This window comes from Lysobacterales bacterium (assembly GCA_016703225.1).
GTDB lineage: Bacteria > Pseudomonadota > Gammaproteobacteria > Xanthomonadales > Ahniellaceae > JADKHK01.
Genome location: JADJCM010000001.1, coordinates 76,729 through 92,837, shown reverse-complemented (window position 1 = coordinate 92,837; position 16,109 = coordinate 76,729). Strand labels below are relative to the sequence as shown.

General features: G+C 66.5%; 10 protein-coding genes and 1 pseudogene. 2 read left to right on the top strand and 9 right to left on the bottom strand.

From position 1 onward, the window contains the following. Positions 1 to 95: 95 nt before the first annotated feature. Entirely contained in the window at positions 96 to 539 is a 444-nt protein-coding gene (locus IPG63_00405) for a hypothetical protein (protein ID MBK6725715.1), read from the bottom strand. A gap of 80 nt (positions 540 to 619) precedes the next feature. Between IPG63_00405 and IPG63_00400 the strand changes: the two genes are divergently transcribed. Continuing rightward, a complete protein-coding gene (locus IPG63_00400; protein MBK6725714.1) occupies positions 620 to 1,219 on the top strand; it encodes an ankyrin repeat domain-containing protein in 600 nt (199 codons plus the stop codon). 602 nt (positions 1,220 to 1,821) lie between these two features. Here the strand turns inward: IPG63_00400 and IPG63_00395 are convergent. The 6 genes and pseudogenes from IPG63_00395 to IPG63_00370 form a co-directional block, all read right to left on the bottom strand. Further along, positions 1,822 to 3,123: a proprotein convertase P-domain-containing protein gene (locus IPG63_00395; GenBank protein MBK6725713.1), complete on the bottom strand. Its 1,302-nt coding sequence runs from the start codon at positions 3,121 to 3,123 to the stop codon at positions 1,822 to 1,824. Positions 3,124 to 3,175: 52 nt separating this feature from the next. After that, positions 3,176 to 3,703, bottom strand: coding sequence for a hypothetical protein (locus IPG63_00390; GenBank protein MBK6725712.1), 528 nt, complete (start codon positions 3,701 to 3,703; stop codon positions 3,176 to 3,178). Positions 3,704 to 4,457: 754 nt separating this feature from the next. Beyond that, positions 4,458 to 4,775, bottom strand: a complete 318-nt coding sequence (locus IPG63_00385) for a transposase (protein MBK6725711.1) — start codon at positions 4,773 to 4,775, stop codon at positions 4,458 to 4,460. A 33-nt stretch (positions 4,776 to 4,808) separates the two neighbouring features. Continuing rightward, positions 4,809 to 6,467 (bottom strand): annotated as a pseudogene (locus IPG63_00380) (IS1634 family transposase). Positions 6,468 to 6,613: 146 nt separating this feature from the next. Beyond that, complete coding sequence (locus IPG63_00375) at positions 6,614 to 7,378, bottom strand: IS110 family transposase (GenBank protein ID MBK6725710.1); 765 nt, start codon at positions 7,376 to 7,378, stop codon at positions 6,614 to 6,616. Between the two features lie 230 nt (positions 7,379 to 7,608). Next, positions 7,609 to 8,964 (bottom strand): right-handed parallel beta-helix repeat-containing protein, encoded by a 1,356-nt coding sequence (locus IPG63_00370; GenBank protein ID MBK6725709.1) that lies wholly within the window; start codon positions 8,962 to 8,964, stop codon positions 7,609 to 7,611. A 158-nt stretch (positions 8,965 to 9,122) separates the two neighbouring features. Here IPG63_00370 and IPG63_00365 point away from each other — a divergent pair, with 158 nt between their 5' ends. Beyond that, positions 9,123 to 11,921, top strand: coding sequence for a CSLREA domain-containing protein (locus IPG63_00365; GenBank protein ID MBK6725708.1), 2,799 nt, complete (start codon positions 9,123 to 9,125; stop codon positions 11,919 to 11,921). A 322-nt stretch (positions 11,922 to 12,243) separates the two neighbouring features. Here the strand turns inward: IPG63_00365 and IPG63_00360 are convergent, their stop codons facing one another. After that, the gene (locus IPG63_00360; protein MBK6725707.1) at positions 12,244 to 13,437 is read right to left on the bottom strand and encodes a DUF1016 family protein; all 1,194 of its coding nucleotides are present in this window, start codon (positions 13,435 to 13,437) and stop codon (positions 12,244 to 12,246) included. Positions 13,438 to 13,606: 169 nt separating this feature from the next. Beyond that, a complete protein-coding gene (locus IPG63_00355; protein MBK6725706.1) occupies positions 13,607 to 16,015 on the bottom strand; it encodes a serine/threonine protein kinase in 2,409 nt (802 codons plus the stop codon). Between the last annotated feature and the right edge of the window lie 94 nt (positions 16,016 to 16,109).

Here is a 16,109-nt window from a genome sequence, read left to right as displayed (position 1 = left end):
CCTCGCCGGAGGAACAGGCGCTGTTGTTCCGCGGCGGTCGGCGGGCAGGTCGAGGCCTTGCGCAGGTTGCTGCAGCAGGGCGTGTCACCCGATTGCTACGACAGCTGTGGCGACCCGCCGCGCATCTGGCGGCGCGTTTCGAGAATGCCGCGGCGCTCGCGGAGTTGCTCGCTGCGGGAGTCGACGTGCGCGACGTCGGCCCGATCGGACAGACGCTGTTGCATTGCATGGCACCGTATCCGCCGGTGCATGGTCTGCTCGACGAGGTCATTGGTCGAGGTGCCGACATCGACGCGCGCAACGATGCCGGTCAGACGCCGCTGATGACCGCGACCTACAATACCTGTGCCGCCGGCCTCGATGCCCTGCTCGCACGCGGCGCCGCGGTCGATGTTCGCGACCACGAAGGCAGCAACGTGTTGCTGCTGTTCGTGCGCGGCTGCGGCGCACTCTGGCCGCCGCGTGAAGCCGTGGCGCGCCTGCGGCTGCTGCGTGACCTGATCGTGCTCGGCGTCGATCCGCTGCAGCATGGTGCGCAAGGCGACAACGCCGTGACTGCAGCGCGCGGCGGACTCGATGCGGTGTTGTCCTGTTCGCCGATCAGATCGGTGCGCTGGCAGTGGCCACCGCGCGCACGGCGCAGGGCGAGCCGGGCGTCGATGTCGCCGCTTTCCATGGCCACGCGCAGACGGTGCAGCAGCTGCTGCGGCTCGGCGCCGCACACGATCTGCTCTGCGCCGCGAGTCTCGGCGACGTCGCCGCGATGCGTCGCCTGGTCGAGGCGGATCGGGTCAGCGCGCGCCGCGTCTTCGGCAGCGGCTGGCATCGCAGCACCGCGCTCGCCGCAGCGATCCGCAACGGTCATGCCGACGCCGCGCTCTGGCTGCTCGCCGATGGCGCCGACGCGAACGGCACCCGCCCAGAGATATCGATGCTGCACGCGGCCATGCGCCACTGCCCCGACGACGCGCTGGTGCGTGCCTTGATCGCAAGCGGCGCCGACCTCGAATCCAGTGATGGCGATGGCAATACCCCGCTCAACTTCGCCGCTCGCCATGACCGCCTCTCCGCCGCACGGCTGCTGCTCGCAGCCGGCGCCAACCCCAACGCCGAAACCGAACGCGGCTACACCCCGGACCAGTTCGCGGTCTCGGAGGCGATGCGTGGTCTGCTCCGAAACCACCGAAAGACGCAGGGCGCTTCTTCGGGAGGACGCTGAGACGGTCTTGGGTGGTGATGATGGTGACCGGGCCTGGCGCGCAATCATGGGCGAGTAGCTGCAGTCGCTGCTTCGCCGATCAGAGGCGTGATCCCTGGGCGCCGCCACGGTTCGCAGGAAAGACAGCGCTTGACGGAGGAATGGGTTCCTGCAGGGCTGTGCACCGCAACGCGGTGCGCACCGATGCGGTCACTCGAAGCCGTCGCGCAGCAACGGCGGGTGGCGGGTCGCGTGCAACATCATCGAGGCCGCCCCAGGAATCGTGCGGCAGGAAGCCCGCGCCGGTGCGCCGAAGGTGCCGTGGCAGGGACGCGCAGGACTCGACATCCTCCAGCGGCACCGCCAGCTCCCGGCTGCGTGCCATGCGCGGTGAAGTCCTGGGCGCAGGCCTGGCCCGCGACGAACGCGGCCAGCAGCGCCACGGCGTGGATGGCTCGTGGCATGCGGACGAATCCAAGAATGCAGCCGCGAACAACGCGCCACCTCGCAACCATGGTCGCGAAGAAGGTCTTCGCGCAAATCCGGTGGCGTGCGCCTGCTGGGCCGAAAAAAACACCCCGGCACGAGGCCGGGGTGCGGGGTAGCGCATTGCCGGATCGGCCTCAGAAGGTGACCGACCACTGGTTGATGTAACCGGTATCGCCGGCGGCGTTGTCGTTGACGCGCAACTTCCAGATGCCGTTCAGCGCTTCGGTTCCGAGATTCAGCGTGACCGTCTTGATCACGTTGTCGGTGCCGGAGCCGGTGCGGTTGTGGATGTTGTACAGCGAGCCATCGGGCGCGACCAGGTCGACCTTCAGGTCGCCCTGATAGGTATGCACGATGTTCACCGAGACCGAGGCATTCGTCGGTGCGTTGCCGCTACGACCGCTGACCGTGATCGGCGAGTCGACTGTGGTGTTGTCGCGGATCTGGTAGTCGGCGGTGTTGCTGTAGGTCTGGCGCGGACCGGTGATGGTGTAGCTGCCGGTCAGCGATGCACCCGAGAACGCCGCGTACGCCTTGACGCGCACGTACCAGGTGCCGGGCATGGCGGTCGGCATGTTGCAGGTCTCGGCATTTGTCGAACCTTCCGACTTGCAGTCGTAGACGGTGTCGGTCGGTGCCGAGCCGAACTTGACGAACAGGTCGGCATCACCGGTACCACCGGCCAACACGAACTTCAGTCCGGTCGAATCGGACGGCACGACCATGGTGAAGTTCAACGAGGTGCCGATCGCCGCGCCGAGTCCGGTCTTGGCGACGCCGTTCTGCAACACCGTGTTCGTGGTGCCGACAGTGACCGATGACGACTTGCTGTTCGTCGCACCGCCATTGTCGGTCACGGTCAGGGTCACGTTGTAGGTGCCCGCGGCCGCATAGGTCTTGCTCGGGTTCGTCGCCGTGCTTGTGGTGCCATCACCGAAGTTCCAGCTGCGCGACGCGATCGTGCCGTCGCTGTCGGTACTGCTGTCGGTGAAGCTCGCGACCAGGCCGCTCGTCGTGACCGAGAAGTTCGCCGTCGGCGCGGCGTTGCTCGGCGTGCCGGTATCGCCGTTCGGCACGGTGCCACCGAAGAACGACGAGACTTGCGGCCAGATCAGCGAGAACTTGGCGCGGAGTTGTTGCAACCGCCGAAGTGGTGCAGCGCGATCGCCTTGTTCGTCGAACGTGCGACGACCGGCGAACCCGAAGAACCCTGTTCGGTGTCGCAGGTGTAACCGGCGTCGGTGCCGGCGGCATTGCCGTCCTGGTTCGCGTTGTCGACCTTGCAGCGCGCGCCGCCGTCGACCGTGGTCGCGATCTCCTTCATGCGCCCGCCCGGATGCTGCGGAATGTAGATCTCCTGGTTCGTCGTCGGCGCTGATATCCAGTCCGAGGTAGCCGAAGCTCGCGATCGACGCGAGGTTGTTGACCGAGAACAAGTGTAATCGAGCGTCGCGTCGGTCTTCAGCATGGTGTTGCCGGTGACCTTGGTCACGGTCGCGCCGGTGCTGCTGGCACAGTCGCACGCTGGTAGTTGAACCACACTTCCGCAGCCTGTGCTTGCGCGGTGGTGGTGAAGCAATGGTTATTCGTGAACAGGTGGTTGCTTGCGCCAACGCGCCAGGCCGTGCACGAACCGCCGCTGCCAGAATCAACTTGCCGACCGGACGCGCGCGATCGAACGCGGTGGCGATCCGATGACGAAACACGCCGCTGCCTGCTTGTTGTCGACGCCGCAGATCGACTTCGGGCCAGCGCCGATCGCCACAGTCCTTCAGCTGCGAGTGTGGGCTTCAGCTCTTCCGGAAATCCTTCGAGGATTCGGCTGACGCGGATACCGTGCGCCGCGGTCCAGCGCTCCTGCGCCGTGCCGACGATGCGAATCTTGGCGACATCGCCATGGATCGACATGGCGGCAAAACTGTTGATGCCGTTCTGGCCGATCTTGGCGTCAAAGGTGTAAGCGTCGCGTTGCTCGTTGCCATAACGATAAATCTCGCTGCCGTCGCGATTGAACACTTCGACGGCCAGGCCCTTGGGCAGGCTGGAAGTAATCGAAATGCACCTTGATGAACGAGGCGTCGGGTGCCGAGATCCGAATCACGGCGCGCGATGCGCTTGCCGAATCCGACTTCCAGTTCGAACTCGCTGAAGTCCGCGACGCGGTCTATGCCGGAGCGCATTTCGGGCGCTGGTGCATCGGCGGCAAGGGTCACGGGGCCGACCGCCATCAAGGCGGCGGCAAGCGAGGCAGACAACAGCAATTGCGCTTGAAGCTTCATCATTTCTCCCCAGAGATTTGGCGTGGTCCCGCAGTGGCCGCGACGCTCCTCTGCCGCCGTTCTGCGGCGCGGTCGGCGATCTGTTTTGGAGACTCGAGTGAAGACGCGCCCATTTCTGCGACGCATCGCCCCCCTGCACGGCAGCGCCGGAAGCTAGGCGCGTCGTTACAGACTGTCAATCGTGCAGCGCAGCAAGAAGAGTCCGCGGGCTGGGTTGAGCGGTGCGCCTCGCTTTGCTCGGCACACCCTATGTATGGACTCACCCCCTCCGTCAACCGCTGCTTTTTTCACGGACCTTGGCTGCGTCTATGTATCAGGCCTCTGATCGGCGAAGCATCGCCTGGGCCAGCATCGGATGAGCACGCGGACTGCCAATTCACGTGTAGGCCTCAAGGGCCGTAGGTGTTAGGAACCGATCCGCGTCGGTCTTACCTGTGGTTCGTGCGTGAAGCAGCAGGCTGGGCGCTCAGCGCCCGGGGTGAACGCAGGTTTCATCTCATGGCGGCATCCTCGCGGTAGCTGCCGCCGTTCTTCAGCAACGCGTACATGATTCTCAGGTTGCGATTGGCCAGGCGCACCGCAGCAGCCTTGCTGCCCAGCTTCTCCTTCCAGCGGCGAAGACGATGCGGATGTTTTCTTTCCTCGCACGCCGGATTCACTTGTCGCAACACAGCATGTGCACCGTTGATCAGTAGGCTGCGGACATAGCCATCTCCGCGCTTGGACATGCCCCTCAGCCGGATTCGATTGCCACTGCTCGCCTGATCTGGCACCACGCCACCAGTTCCGCAGTTGGCGCCGTAAAGCATTGATTTCATTGATGCCGAACAGGCAAAATGTGACTACAAGGCGTTGGCTTGGGGTGGCGGGGGAGATTGAGCGCTGAACAGGTCGGTTTGCTCGGGGCTGATTCGGCTGATGCCGCTGACGGGCTTGTGATCGATGGCGACGCGGTGTTTCTGGATTTGCTTGGAGCATCGCGAGAGCGCGGGTCGGTGACAGCGGGCTCTTGCTGTCGCGCAGGCGCTGGCGCGTGACGCGATGCATGACGAGTGCGAGGAAGCAGATCAGGGCGTGGGCGCGGATCCGCTCCGGCAGGCGGTGGTGCACCGGCGCGATGTCGATGTCGCTCTTGAGGACGCGGAAGCCGCGCTCGATGTCTGCGAGGGACTTGTAGCGATCAACCACGTCGGCGGCATTGAAGGTGGTGTTGGTGACCAGCAGCAGTTTGCCGTCGAACTGCTCTGCATCCTGGATCGCATCCTCGTCAATGTCGAAGCTGAACTGGTCGGCGTTGAGATCAGCCTTGAGGATGCGGCTGAGACCTTGCGCTTTCACTTGTTCCGAGAAGCGCAGGTACGCGCGGCGGTCACTCGACTTGCGCCCGCGCTGAGGCTGTCCGGCATCTTCGTCGTCCAGCCGCTTGGCCATGCGCTCGCCCTCATCGCCAAGGCGCTCGACGGTCTTGCGCCGCTCGGCGTGTTGTCGTTGCGCGCGATCTTCGTCGTGGGCGATCACCAGGCGACGTGATTGCCACACCGACTCGCCGACGCCATCGTTGATTTCCGCCGCGCGCACGATGTCGGCGAACTCGGTGTAACGCCGGCCGGGCACCGCGAGGATGTATTCGATCGGCTTGTCCGCAGGCGTGCGCAGGGCTTCGATCGCCGCCAGGTTGTCGAGGCTCAACAAGCCGCGGTCGGCGACCAGCACGACGCGCTTCAGGGCATAGCGCGCTTGAGCGTGGCCTCGATCATCGGAATCAATGTCGTGACTTCGCCGACGTTGCCGGCATGCACCTGATGCGCGATCGGCAAACCCTGTGCCGTCTGGATCACGCCGAGCACGAACTGCCGCGCGACACCGCCAGTTTCCTTGCTCAGCCCCGATGCGCATCGCTGGAGACGTCGCTGGCACCGCTGATGCGGATCGTCGTCAAGTCGTAGAACACCACCGACAACTCGCTGTCGAGCAGCGGTCGCAGCTGTGCAGCCACTGCGGACTCCACATCGTCGACGCGATCCATCAACGCATCCATGGCGCGCAGCAAGTGGTCGTGCGTCACCGCCGCCGGCATCTCCGGCATCGCCACAGTGTCCAGCCAACGCAGCATTCCAAGCTTCGACTCCGGCTCGCACAAGCGATTGAACACCATCGCGCGAACCATCGCTGCCGCGTCGAACTGCCGCCGCGACGAACGCAGCGCGCGACAGCGCCGCAGCCAAGCCCAGTTCCGACCACAGCGCATGCAACACATACAAATCGCCAAATGCCTTGGATGACTCGAACACCACGGCCGGCACGTTTTCGGCCACCTGCGGCGCGCGCCCTGCGGCACGCTCGAGCCCGGCGATCAGTGGCGCGAGTGTCTTCTCGGTGAGCTGATCGAGCCGCCCCAGGTTCGCGACCACGCGCGATCGCGGATCGCCCGCCTCGTTGCGGTACGCCTGAACCAACTGCAGATAGGCCCGGCCACCGGAGCGGGAGATGCGCGTGAACATGTGCCTACCATATACCCGCCTATCGCCAGCCTGCAATAGCCAGTAGGGGTCATTCGTGTAACTACACGAGAATTCGGCTTATCCACAACGAACCCCAGCAAAACCGCGACACTTCAAGCATTCTGGCCCTCGAAACCGCCTGGATTTCAGCGCGAACTGCGGAACCTGAGACGCCAAAATACGCCGCAAATTGTCGCGCATTGGCAAAGCGTTCTGGATTCAAGTCCTTGCACACCAATGCGGTCGCAGTCATCGGCCCCTACACCAGGAACCGTCATCAGGCGCCGCGTCAGTGGATCGGTTGTTGCCACGCTCTGCAACTCCGCGTCGAGCGCAGCCATGCGTTCGCCCAAGCATTCCCACTCCGCCCACAGATCCGCAATCAGATCGCGCAGCCGAAAGGGAATGGGCAAGCTCGCATCCTCCAGCACCTGCCGCAGGCGAACGACCAGCGCCATCTCGCCGCGCGCGAAGACCAGCCCATGCTCGGTAAGCAACCCGCGAATCTGATTGCTGATCGCCGTACGCCGCGACACGTACCCCGAACGCACCCGATGCAGAGCCTGCATCGTCAGCCGCTCCACCGACTTGACCGGAACTGCGTGGATCGATTTGTCGCGCCCCGCACGCAGGATCGCGAAAGTGTCCTTGCGGTCGTTCTTGGCGCCGCTGCGATGCTCCTCCACTCGCTGTGCGGGTAGTACGAAAACCTCGATGCCGTGTGACTGCAACTCACGCGCCCATGACTGCGCGCCAGGGCCGGTCTCCATAAGCACCACCAACGGCGGTTTCAGCGTCCTCAGGAACTCGACAAACGACTCGCGCGACTTGATCCGGTCCTCGAAAACAACAGTGCCTCGCTCGTCCTCGCCGGCCACTTGGAAAACGCTCTTCGCCAGATCGATCGCCAACGTCCGCACACGTGCCATACACTCGTTCATGGGCTCGCCCTCTCACTTTGGTCGTGGTGCACGCAGTTCACCACTCCTGGCGCCTAGACGCCTCGGTGAGGGGGTGAGTCCATTCGATTACGCGAGTCGACGCGCATCGCCGCGCATCGACGCGCATGGATGGGCCGGGCGTCGTAGGGTGTGCACCGCAACGCGGTGCGCACCGATACGGTGGTGTTGCGATCGTGCGGCTATTCGAAGCCGTCGCGCAGTAACGGCGGTCGATACTCGATGGCGCCGAGATCGGGCGCGGGGCCGAACGGGCGCGGCAGGGCGTGCAGGTCTTCGGCGATGCTCGCGGGCACGGCGGCATCGACGGCGGGTGAGCTCGCGATCGGCAGGAAGCCTTCGGCGTCGAGCGCGTCGGCGTTGGCGAGCTGCGGATCGGCGAGCAAGTCGCCCGCGCCCTGCACTGCGGCCGGCGGGGCGTTGCCGCCGAACCAGAGGTTGTGGTCGTAGCTGATGCCACTGCTGCCGCTGACGCTGGCGACCGGCTGCACCGGGTTGCGCTGCCAGACCAGATTGCCGGCGAACACGCTGCCGCCGTGGTCGCCGGCGTCGGCGTGCCAGGCGACGTCGCTGGCGGCACAGGCCAGGGTGTTGGCGCGGATTTCGACGGCGTGCATCGGCACGCCGGAGTAACCGTTCCACTGACCCAGACAGCGACGACGCGGTCCGCCGATCAGATTGTTGGCGATGCGGATGGCGTCGAGCTGGATCGGATCGCTGGCGCTCTCATTCGCCAGGTTGATGCCGATCGCCGCGGCGCCGAAGCGCAGGAACTCCGGAGTGCCGAGCGCGAGCAGCGTGTTGCGTTCGACCGTGCTGTCGGTGGCATTGCTGACGTAGATGTCGATCGACCAGTTGTCGCGCACTTGGTTGTCGCGCACCGCGTGGTGGCGGCCGTAGAGGCCGATGCCTTCGCCGAAGTTCTCGAAGATCCGGTTGCCCGTCACCACGTCGCCGTCATCGCTGAGGTTCACCGCCGACGGCCAGCCGCCACCTTCGACCGGCGGGTTGTTGACCTGCACGTTGCGCCAGACGCGGTTGTCGAGGAAGCGAATGCGCACCGCGCCATTGCCCGGATACAGCGCGCCGCGCACGCTGTGGTGGACCCAGCAGTCCTCGATGGTGATGTCCTGTCCGCCCCAGACCGAGAACGTGGTGCGCCGCGCGTTGCGGAACTCGAGTCCGCGGAAGATGTAGTGGCTGCCGCCGACGCGCACGAAGTTGCTGTCGGGGGCCATGCCAATGGCGTCGAACACCGGGCGCGAGCCATCCGCCGGCTCAACCACGATCGGCATGCCGGAGGTACCCGCAGCGTTGGCGTCGATCGGCGCGGTCTCGAAATAGGTCCCGGCGTGCACGCGCACCACATCGCCGGGATCGGCGCGGTCCAGGGCCGCACGCAGGCTCGCCAACGGCGCGGTCGGGGTGCCGTCGCCACTGTCGTTGCCATCGGTGCGCACGTGCCAGTCGCGCGCCAGCGCGGGGGCGGCGAAGAGCAGCAGGCAGAGGCCGGCGAAGTGCGCTCGGTGCTCGATCATGCGCCGAGTGTAACGGTTCGCAAACTCGAACAAATCCGTTCAAGCCACCCGTCGGCGCGTTCGCAAACGCGAACCAGGCGCAGCCGCAGCACGCAAAATCAATGAGTTGCCGTTGGCATGCGGATTGCGCTTCAGGGCCATCCCACACGGAGTTCGCCATGAAGCCATTGCTCGCATCCCTGTTCCAGCCGGCCCGGCACGGTCTGCACGCTTTACTCGTGGCCGCTCTGGTTGCCTCGGGACCCACGCTCGCCGCCACCATCCTGGTGAACAGTGCCGGGGACGACAACATCAACGGCGACGGCGCGTGCTCGCTGCGCGAGGCGGTGGAAAATGCCAACTACGACTACGGCGCCAGGATCGACTGCGTCGCGGGCACGGTGGGCATGGACGTGATCGAGATCGCGCCCGGCCTCGGCACCATGCAGCTGGCGCAGGGCGAAATCGTGATCAAGCGCACCCTGCGCATCGTTGGCCCCGCGGGACGACAGGAGATCAGCGGCGGCAACAGCTCGCGCATCTTCCACGCCGACTTCACCTTGCAGACGCCGGGTCTCGCGCACGAGCTGCGTTTCGAGAACCTGTTGCTGCGCGACGGGCGCGCGATCGCGTTGCCGATCGGCTGCGGCGGGGCGATCCGGCTGCACGACGCGAACATCATCGTTACCAGCCGAGTGATCATCGACAACCTGGCCTTCACCGAGAACGTGGCTGGCGACAGCGCCGGTCGCGGCGGTGCGGTTTGCGCCGAAGACGTGGACGAACTCACCATCCGCAACTCGCACTTCGACAGCAACCGCGCTTACAACACTGGGGCCGCCGGCCAGTACGCGACCGGCGGTGCGGTGTGGATGCTCGACGGCGACAGCCTGCGCATCGAGAACTCGCAGTTCGAGGGCAATGTCGCCGAGGGCAGCAACGCCGAGGCCGGCGCGCTCTGGGTCCAGAACGTTGGCTCGTTCACGCTGGCGCACAGCACCCTGCGTGGCAACGGCACCACCCTGACGCCGTCCGCGTCTGCCGTGCTCTTGTACGACGTCGCCCAGAGCTGGGTCAGCGACAGCCTGCTGGACAGCAACGGCAACCGGGATGGCGCCGGCAACCCGCGGGACGACGCCTCGGTGTTCCGCGCCACCGCCGGCAGCGGCGCGCTTTCGGTCTCGAACACCTGGTTCAAGAACAACCGCGGTACGGCACTGCGGCCGGGCAGGGAGCTGTACCTATCGAATTCGACGATCTCGGGTGGGGTGGCGACTGGCGCCTCGGCGATCACGACCGTGGTGACCCAGCGGATCGAAATCGGTTCCAGCAGTATCGTGAACAACCTCGGCGGCTTCGCGGCGATCGATGCACTGGACACGCCGATCCGGATCGAGAACAGCACGATCGCGCACAACGTGGCCACCGACGTCGGCGAGCCCGGCGGGTTGCGCGTGCACAATGCCTGGGGCTGGTTGCGCAGCACCCTGATCACCGACAACGCGGGTGCCGCCGGCAACGCCCTGGCCTCGGGTACCGACCCGCGCCTGTATGCCGATTACAGCCAGTTCGGCGACCCCGCCGGCGAGATCTACGCCGGCGGCCACAACCTGTTCCACAACGATGGCGGCCTCGGCATCCTGGCCGACTACGGCTGCGCCACCAAGGTCGGCGCCAGCCTGTTCGAAGCCCCGGTTTGCGTGCAACTGCGCGCGCTGAACGGCAACAGCCCGGCACTCGATCGCGGCGACGACTATGGCCACGCCTACGACCAGCGTGGCTCCGGCTTCGCGCGCGAAGTGGCCCCGGCGGTCAACGTCGCCGACATCGGCGCCTACGAATACCAGGTGCCGCAGATCACGATCGAGGCCGTGGATGCATCCAGGGTCGAAGGCAACGGCGGCACTACGGCGTTCTCGTTCCGCGTGCTTCGCAGCGGTGACACGCGCGTCCCGAGTTCGGTGGGCTGGCTGCCCGAGGGTCATGGTACGCATCAGGCCGACGCCGGCGACTTCCCGCCCACGACCTGGGCCGGAGGCACCGTCCACTTCGCCATCGGGCAGACCGAGGCGACCCTCCTCATCCACGTCAACGGCGACTCCTCGGCCGAGAACACCGAGGGCTTCGCGGTGTCGCTCGGCACGCCGACCAACGGCCGGCTCGGCAGCGCTTCCACCGCCACCGGCCAGATCATCAACGACGACTCGTTCTTCCCGAGCGCAGTGCTGTCGCTGACGCGGCTTGAAGGCGACCGCAACGAAGGCCAGTACTTCAGCACCAAGCACCGCTTTCGCGTCACCCGCGCGCAGGTGACCACCGGCATCTGCTCGTTCCAGCTGGAAGTGCTCGCCGGCAGCGGGCCGTTTGCTCCCGACGCCGCGGACTTCGTGGGCTGGACCCCGGGCGTTCCCATGACCTACGTGATGCTGCCGGGCGCCACCCAGTGGGACATCGACGTCGACGTCGCGGGCGATTCCGCGCTCGAGTTCGACGAAACCTTCGATCTGCGCCTGCAGAACGCCAGCGGCTGCGGCATCGACACCAACGCGAACCAGGTCAGCTCGACCATCCGCAACGACGACAGTTCGCTGTGGATCGAAGCGGTCACCGCCTCGGCGCCGGAAGGCCATGCCGGCAGCACGCCGTTCAGCATGATGCTGCGTCGTGGCAGCAGCGACCTGCACCCGGCGACGGTGACCTGGACGGTCTCCGGTACCGGCGCAAACCCCGCCAGTGCCGCGGACTTCAGCGGCGGTGTCTTCCCCTCGGGCACCACGACCTTCGCTGCCGGACAGTCCGAAATGCTGATGGTGATCAGCGTCGCCGGCGACACCGGCAACGAACCCGATGAAGGCTTCCGCGTCACGCTGTCCAACCCGAGCGGCGGCGACATTTACCCGACCGGCCACGTCGACGCCACCATCGTCAACGACGACGCCATCGGCGCCAACGAGATCTTCAAGAACTCGTTCGAGTAGAGCGGATCAGCGCTCCGCAGTCGCCGTCTGCAATTCGCGCAGGCGTGCGACTTCGGCGCTGTCGGGGGCAAAGCTGGCTTCGATCGGGGTGCGGGCGGCGGCGACTTCGACGATGGCTTCGGCGCGGCGGTTGGCGGCCAGCAGCCATTCGGCGCAGGTGAGTTGCCATCAGGCCTCCAACGCCGCCGCACTCGTCACCACGGCCTGAAACGTCGGGTCGCTCATGAAACGCTTGAGAATATTGACCTCGCGCCTGGCCTCGCGATTGCGCTCGGTTCAAACCATCCGGATTCTCCGGAGAGTTGCGTCCTCGGATCACCGGTCAGTTGGGCGTCTGCCTTCGAGCGAGGCGTTCCTTTTCGTCCGCGAGCCATGTGCGCAGCTGCTCTTCGGTCGGCAAGCGCGTCAGGTAACGTGAGACAAAGACCTGATTGTCGAGTGTTCCCGTTGCGTAGTGGACCTCCTCGGCGTCCTTGTCGGCGCACAGGACGATGCCAATCGGGTCGGATTCGTCGTCGAGCGCCACGTTGTCGCGGAGGTAGCTCAGGTAGAAGTTCATCTGCCCCGCGTCCTCGTGGCCGAAGCTACCGATCTTGAGATCGACTGCAATCAAGCAGCGCAGGCGCCGATGGAAGAAGAGCAAGTCGATGAAGTGGTGGCGGCCGCCCACGGTGATGCGGTACTGGCGACCGAGAAAGGCAAAGTCGCCACCCAGTTCGAGCAAGAAGGCCTGGAGATGGTCGATCAGCGAGGCCTCGAGATCAGCTTCCAGATAGGTTTCGCGCTCGGACAGGCCAAGAAACTCGAGCACATAGGGATCGCGGATAATCGCTGCGGGCGTGTCGAGCATGTGCCCTTGTTCCGCGAGCGCGAGCACCGCCGCCTTGTCACGCGACAGGCCGACGCGCTCGAAGAGCATCGACTCGCGTTGGCGCTTCAGCTCGCGCACGCTCCAGCGCTGGGCAAGTGCCTGCACCTCATAGAAGGCGCGTGCCAGCGGCTCTTGAACGCGAGACAACTCCAACAGGTGGGAGAACGAGAGCTCCTGGCGCAACCTTGCCTGCCATGCATCGTCTTGCCAAGGCAGCGGCTCCGAGCGTGCGGGCAGCGCAGGAACCAAATCGGCAGACGGTGTCTGCCGAATCAACTCCGGCAGCGGCGGCAGAATTTCGCCAGACGCCGTCTGGCGAATTCCAAGCCGGGGCCAGGTGAGCGCCAACTGCCTGCAATTCTTGAGATTGCTCGCGCCGAGACCGGTGACGCCACGGCGCTTGAACTCCGCAGCGAGCGCATCGAGCAGCCCCTCGCCGTATGCAGCCCGGTCGGCACCGTCCTGCTCAAAGGCAACGATCCACACCCCGATCAGCCAGCTTCGCAGCGTGAGCATTTCGTCGACCGATCGCGCGGCAGCAGCGCGGGCTCGCCCGTGCAGCGTCGCCAGTTCGTCGACGAGTCGATCAAAGCTCGACCAAGGTCGAAGCACGCTGCGGTTCGAGAACGGGTGGTGATCGGGCATGGCGTGCTCTGGGTTGCTCGCGACGCGCGGGTGCGCGGGACGATGGACCAAGCGTTCCCGCCGGCGCAGGCGTGGCGCGATGGTAGCCGAGCGCTTGCGTTGCGTGATGGCGCGGGCAGGGGAGCGGGTGCGTCCGGTAGGTGTTGCGGTGCAGGGGCGACCCCGCGGATCAGCGCCCCGCAGTCGCCGTCTGCAATTCGCGCAGGCGCGCGACTTCGGCGCTGTCGGCGGCGAAGCTGGCTTCGATCGGGGTGCGGGCGGCGGCGACTTCGACGATGGCTTCGGCGCGGCGGTTGGCGGCCAGCAGCCATTCGGCGCGGGTGAGTTGCCATACAGCGTAACGCGGGTGTTCGCGGCCGAGGCTGGCGGCGAGGATGGTCCCGGCGCGCTCGACCAGCGGTTCGACCTCTGCGGCGCGGCCGAGGCGGATCAGGTTGCGTGCCTGGTTGTTGAGCGCGATGCCGAGGTGCGAATGCTCGCTGCCGAGGCTTGCTTCGAGCCCATGCACTGCGGCCGCGTGCAGCGGTTCGGCGGCGGCGTGCTGGCCGAGCAGGCTGAGCACGTTCGCCAGGTTGTTGGCGGTGAGCGCGGTGTCCATCGACTCGGCCCCGAGCATGCGCCGGTTGATGTCGTAGGCGCGCTGCGTGATCTCGGCCGATTCGCGCAGGCGGGCATCGCCGCCGCGGCGCTGCAGGAGCGCGCCGAGGTTGCTGAGTGCGATCGCGAGCCCGGGGCTGTCTTCGCCCCAGATGCGCTCGGTCAGGGTGACGATGGCGCGGCGTTCGTGTTCGGAACGTTCGAGGTCGCCGGCTTGGGCGCGTGCCACCGCGAGATCGGAGAGCGTGTCGAGGGTGCGCAGGTCCTGTTCGCCGAAATGCGTGCGTGCGGTCTCGAGTGCTGCGGAGAGGTGCGTCACCGCGGCAGCCGCATCGCCGCCCACGAGCACGACGCGGCCGAGCAGGCGCTGCAGGCGATGGCGCAGTTCCGGATCGTGCGCCATCGTGACCAGCGGCTCGGCTTCGGCAAGCAGCGCGCGTGCGCGGGTCAGGTCCTCGGTGTATTCGCCGATTTCGGCGCGCACCAGCAGCGCGTCGGCGCGGTCGGCCGCGGCGCTCACCGGCAGCGTCGCGAGTGCGGCGTCGGCGAGCGTGGTGGCGGCCTCGAAGTCCTCGGCATTCATCAACGCCTGCGCCTGCGCCAGTTGCAGGCGCGTGTGTTCGGCGTCGTCGCTGGTCAACTCGGCGGCGGTGGCGAAGGACTGCGCGGAATCCGCGAACAGTTCCAGTCGCGACTGCACCTCGCCCAAGGTCCGCAGCACGCGCACCCGCACCTCGGGCGTGATTGCACGCTGGCCGATGTCCGCGGCGGCGCCGCGCAGCAGATCGCGGGCGCTGATGCTGCCGCCCGGATGCGCGTACGGATCGGCGGCGCTGAAGGTGTCGAGCAGCAGGCCGGTGACCTGGTCGGCGGTGTCGCGTTCGCGCCGCGTCTCCGCGAGTTGCGCCACCAGTCGCCAGACCAGCACCGCGCTGACCACGGCGAACACCAGTACCGCGGCCGAGAGCAGCGCATGCCGTCGCACGAAGCAGCGGAAGGCGTAGAACCCGCCCTGGCCCGCGGCCAGCACCGGTTGGTGCGCGAGGAAACGGTCGAGTTCGTCGGCCAGCGCGTCGGCACCGGCGTAACGCCGGTCGCGGTCGCGTGCCAGCGCCCGGTCGAGGATCGCTTGCAATTCGCGCATGCGGGCGCCGCCGAGGCCGCGGCGCGCGAACGCCGGACAGCCGTCGGGTTCGTCCTCCACGCGCTGTCGCGCCGACGCCAGCGGCACCAGGCTCTCGGCAGCCCAGGGCCGGAAGCGCTGGTCGGTGATCGCCTCGAACAGCAGCACGCCGAGCGAGAACACGTCGCTGCGGGTGTCGATGTCGGCCTGCCCGAATTGCTCCGGGCTCATGTAGCCGGGGGTGCCGGCAGCTTCGTGCCGACCCTCGCCGATCGAATGCGCGATGCCGAAGTCGATCAGCTTGGCGAACGGTCGGCCATCGACTTCGGCCACCATCAGGTTGGAGGGCTTGAGGTCGCAGTGCAGCACGCCTTTCGCATGTGCGTGCGCAACGGCGCGGCAGGCGTCGCGCAGCAGCAGCAGGCGCTGATCGAGCGTGGCCGCCGGGCGCTGGTACCAAAGGTCGAAGCGTTCGCCGACGACGTATTCCATGACGAAGTAGAGATCGCCCTCGGGGGTGGCGCCGGCGTCGAAGATCTGGGCGATGCCGGGATGGCCCATGCGCGCCAGCGACTGGCGCTCGATCTCGAAGCGCATCCGGTATTCGGGCGAGAAGCGACCGATGGTCATCACCTTGATCGCCACCTGGCGACGCACCGGTTTCATCTGCTCGGCGAGATGGACGGTGCCCATGCCGCCGCTTCCGATCGCTTGCAGGATGCGGTAACGACCGAAACGCGTGCCGACTTCCGGCGCGGCCGCAGCCTCGCGCTCGGCACCGGCGAGCGTGCGCGTGAGCGCGATCAGGTCGGTGCGGTCGATGTCGACCTGCTTATCGGTGGATTCGGGCGTGATCACGCTCAATGTCCTCGGCATCGGCCGGGCAGTGTGCCACGGGCTTGTGCGCGTTCGCGAACGCGCGGCCCGCGCACGCGGGCGGGCGTTCGCGAAC

Bases quoted from the DNA above. Each gene is read 5' to 3' on its own strand.
- IPG63_00385 (MBK6725711.1), bottom strand. From the start codon at position 4,775: ATGCTTTACGGCGCCAACTGCGGAACTGGTGGCGTGGTGCCAGATCAG.
- IPG63_00370 (MBK6725709.1), bottom strand. From the start codon at position 8,964: ATGATCGAGCACCGAGCGCACTTCGCCGGCCTCTGCCTGCTGCTCTTC.
- IPG63_00365 (MBK6725708.1), top strand. From the start codon at position 9,123: ATGAAGCCATTGCTCGCATCCCTGTTCCAGCCGGCCCGGCACGGTCTG.
- IPG63_00360 (MBK6725707.1), bottom strand. From the start codon at position 13,437: ATGCCCGATCACCACCCGTTCTCGAACCGCAGCGTGCTTCGACCTTGG.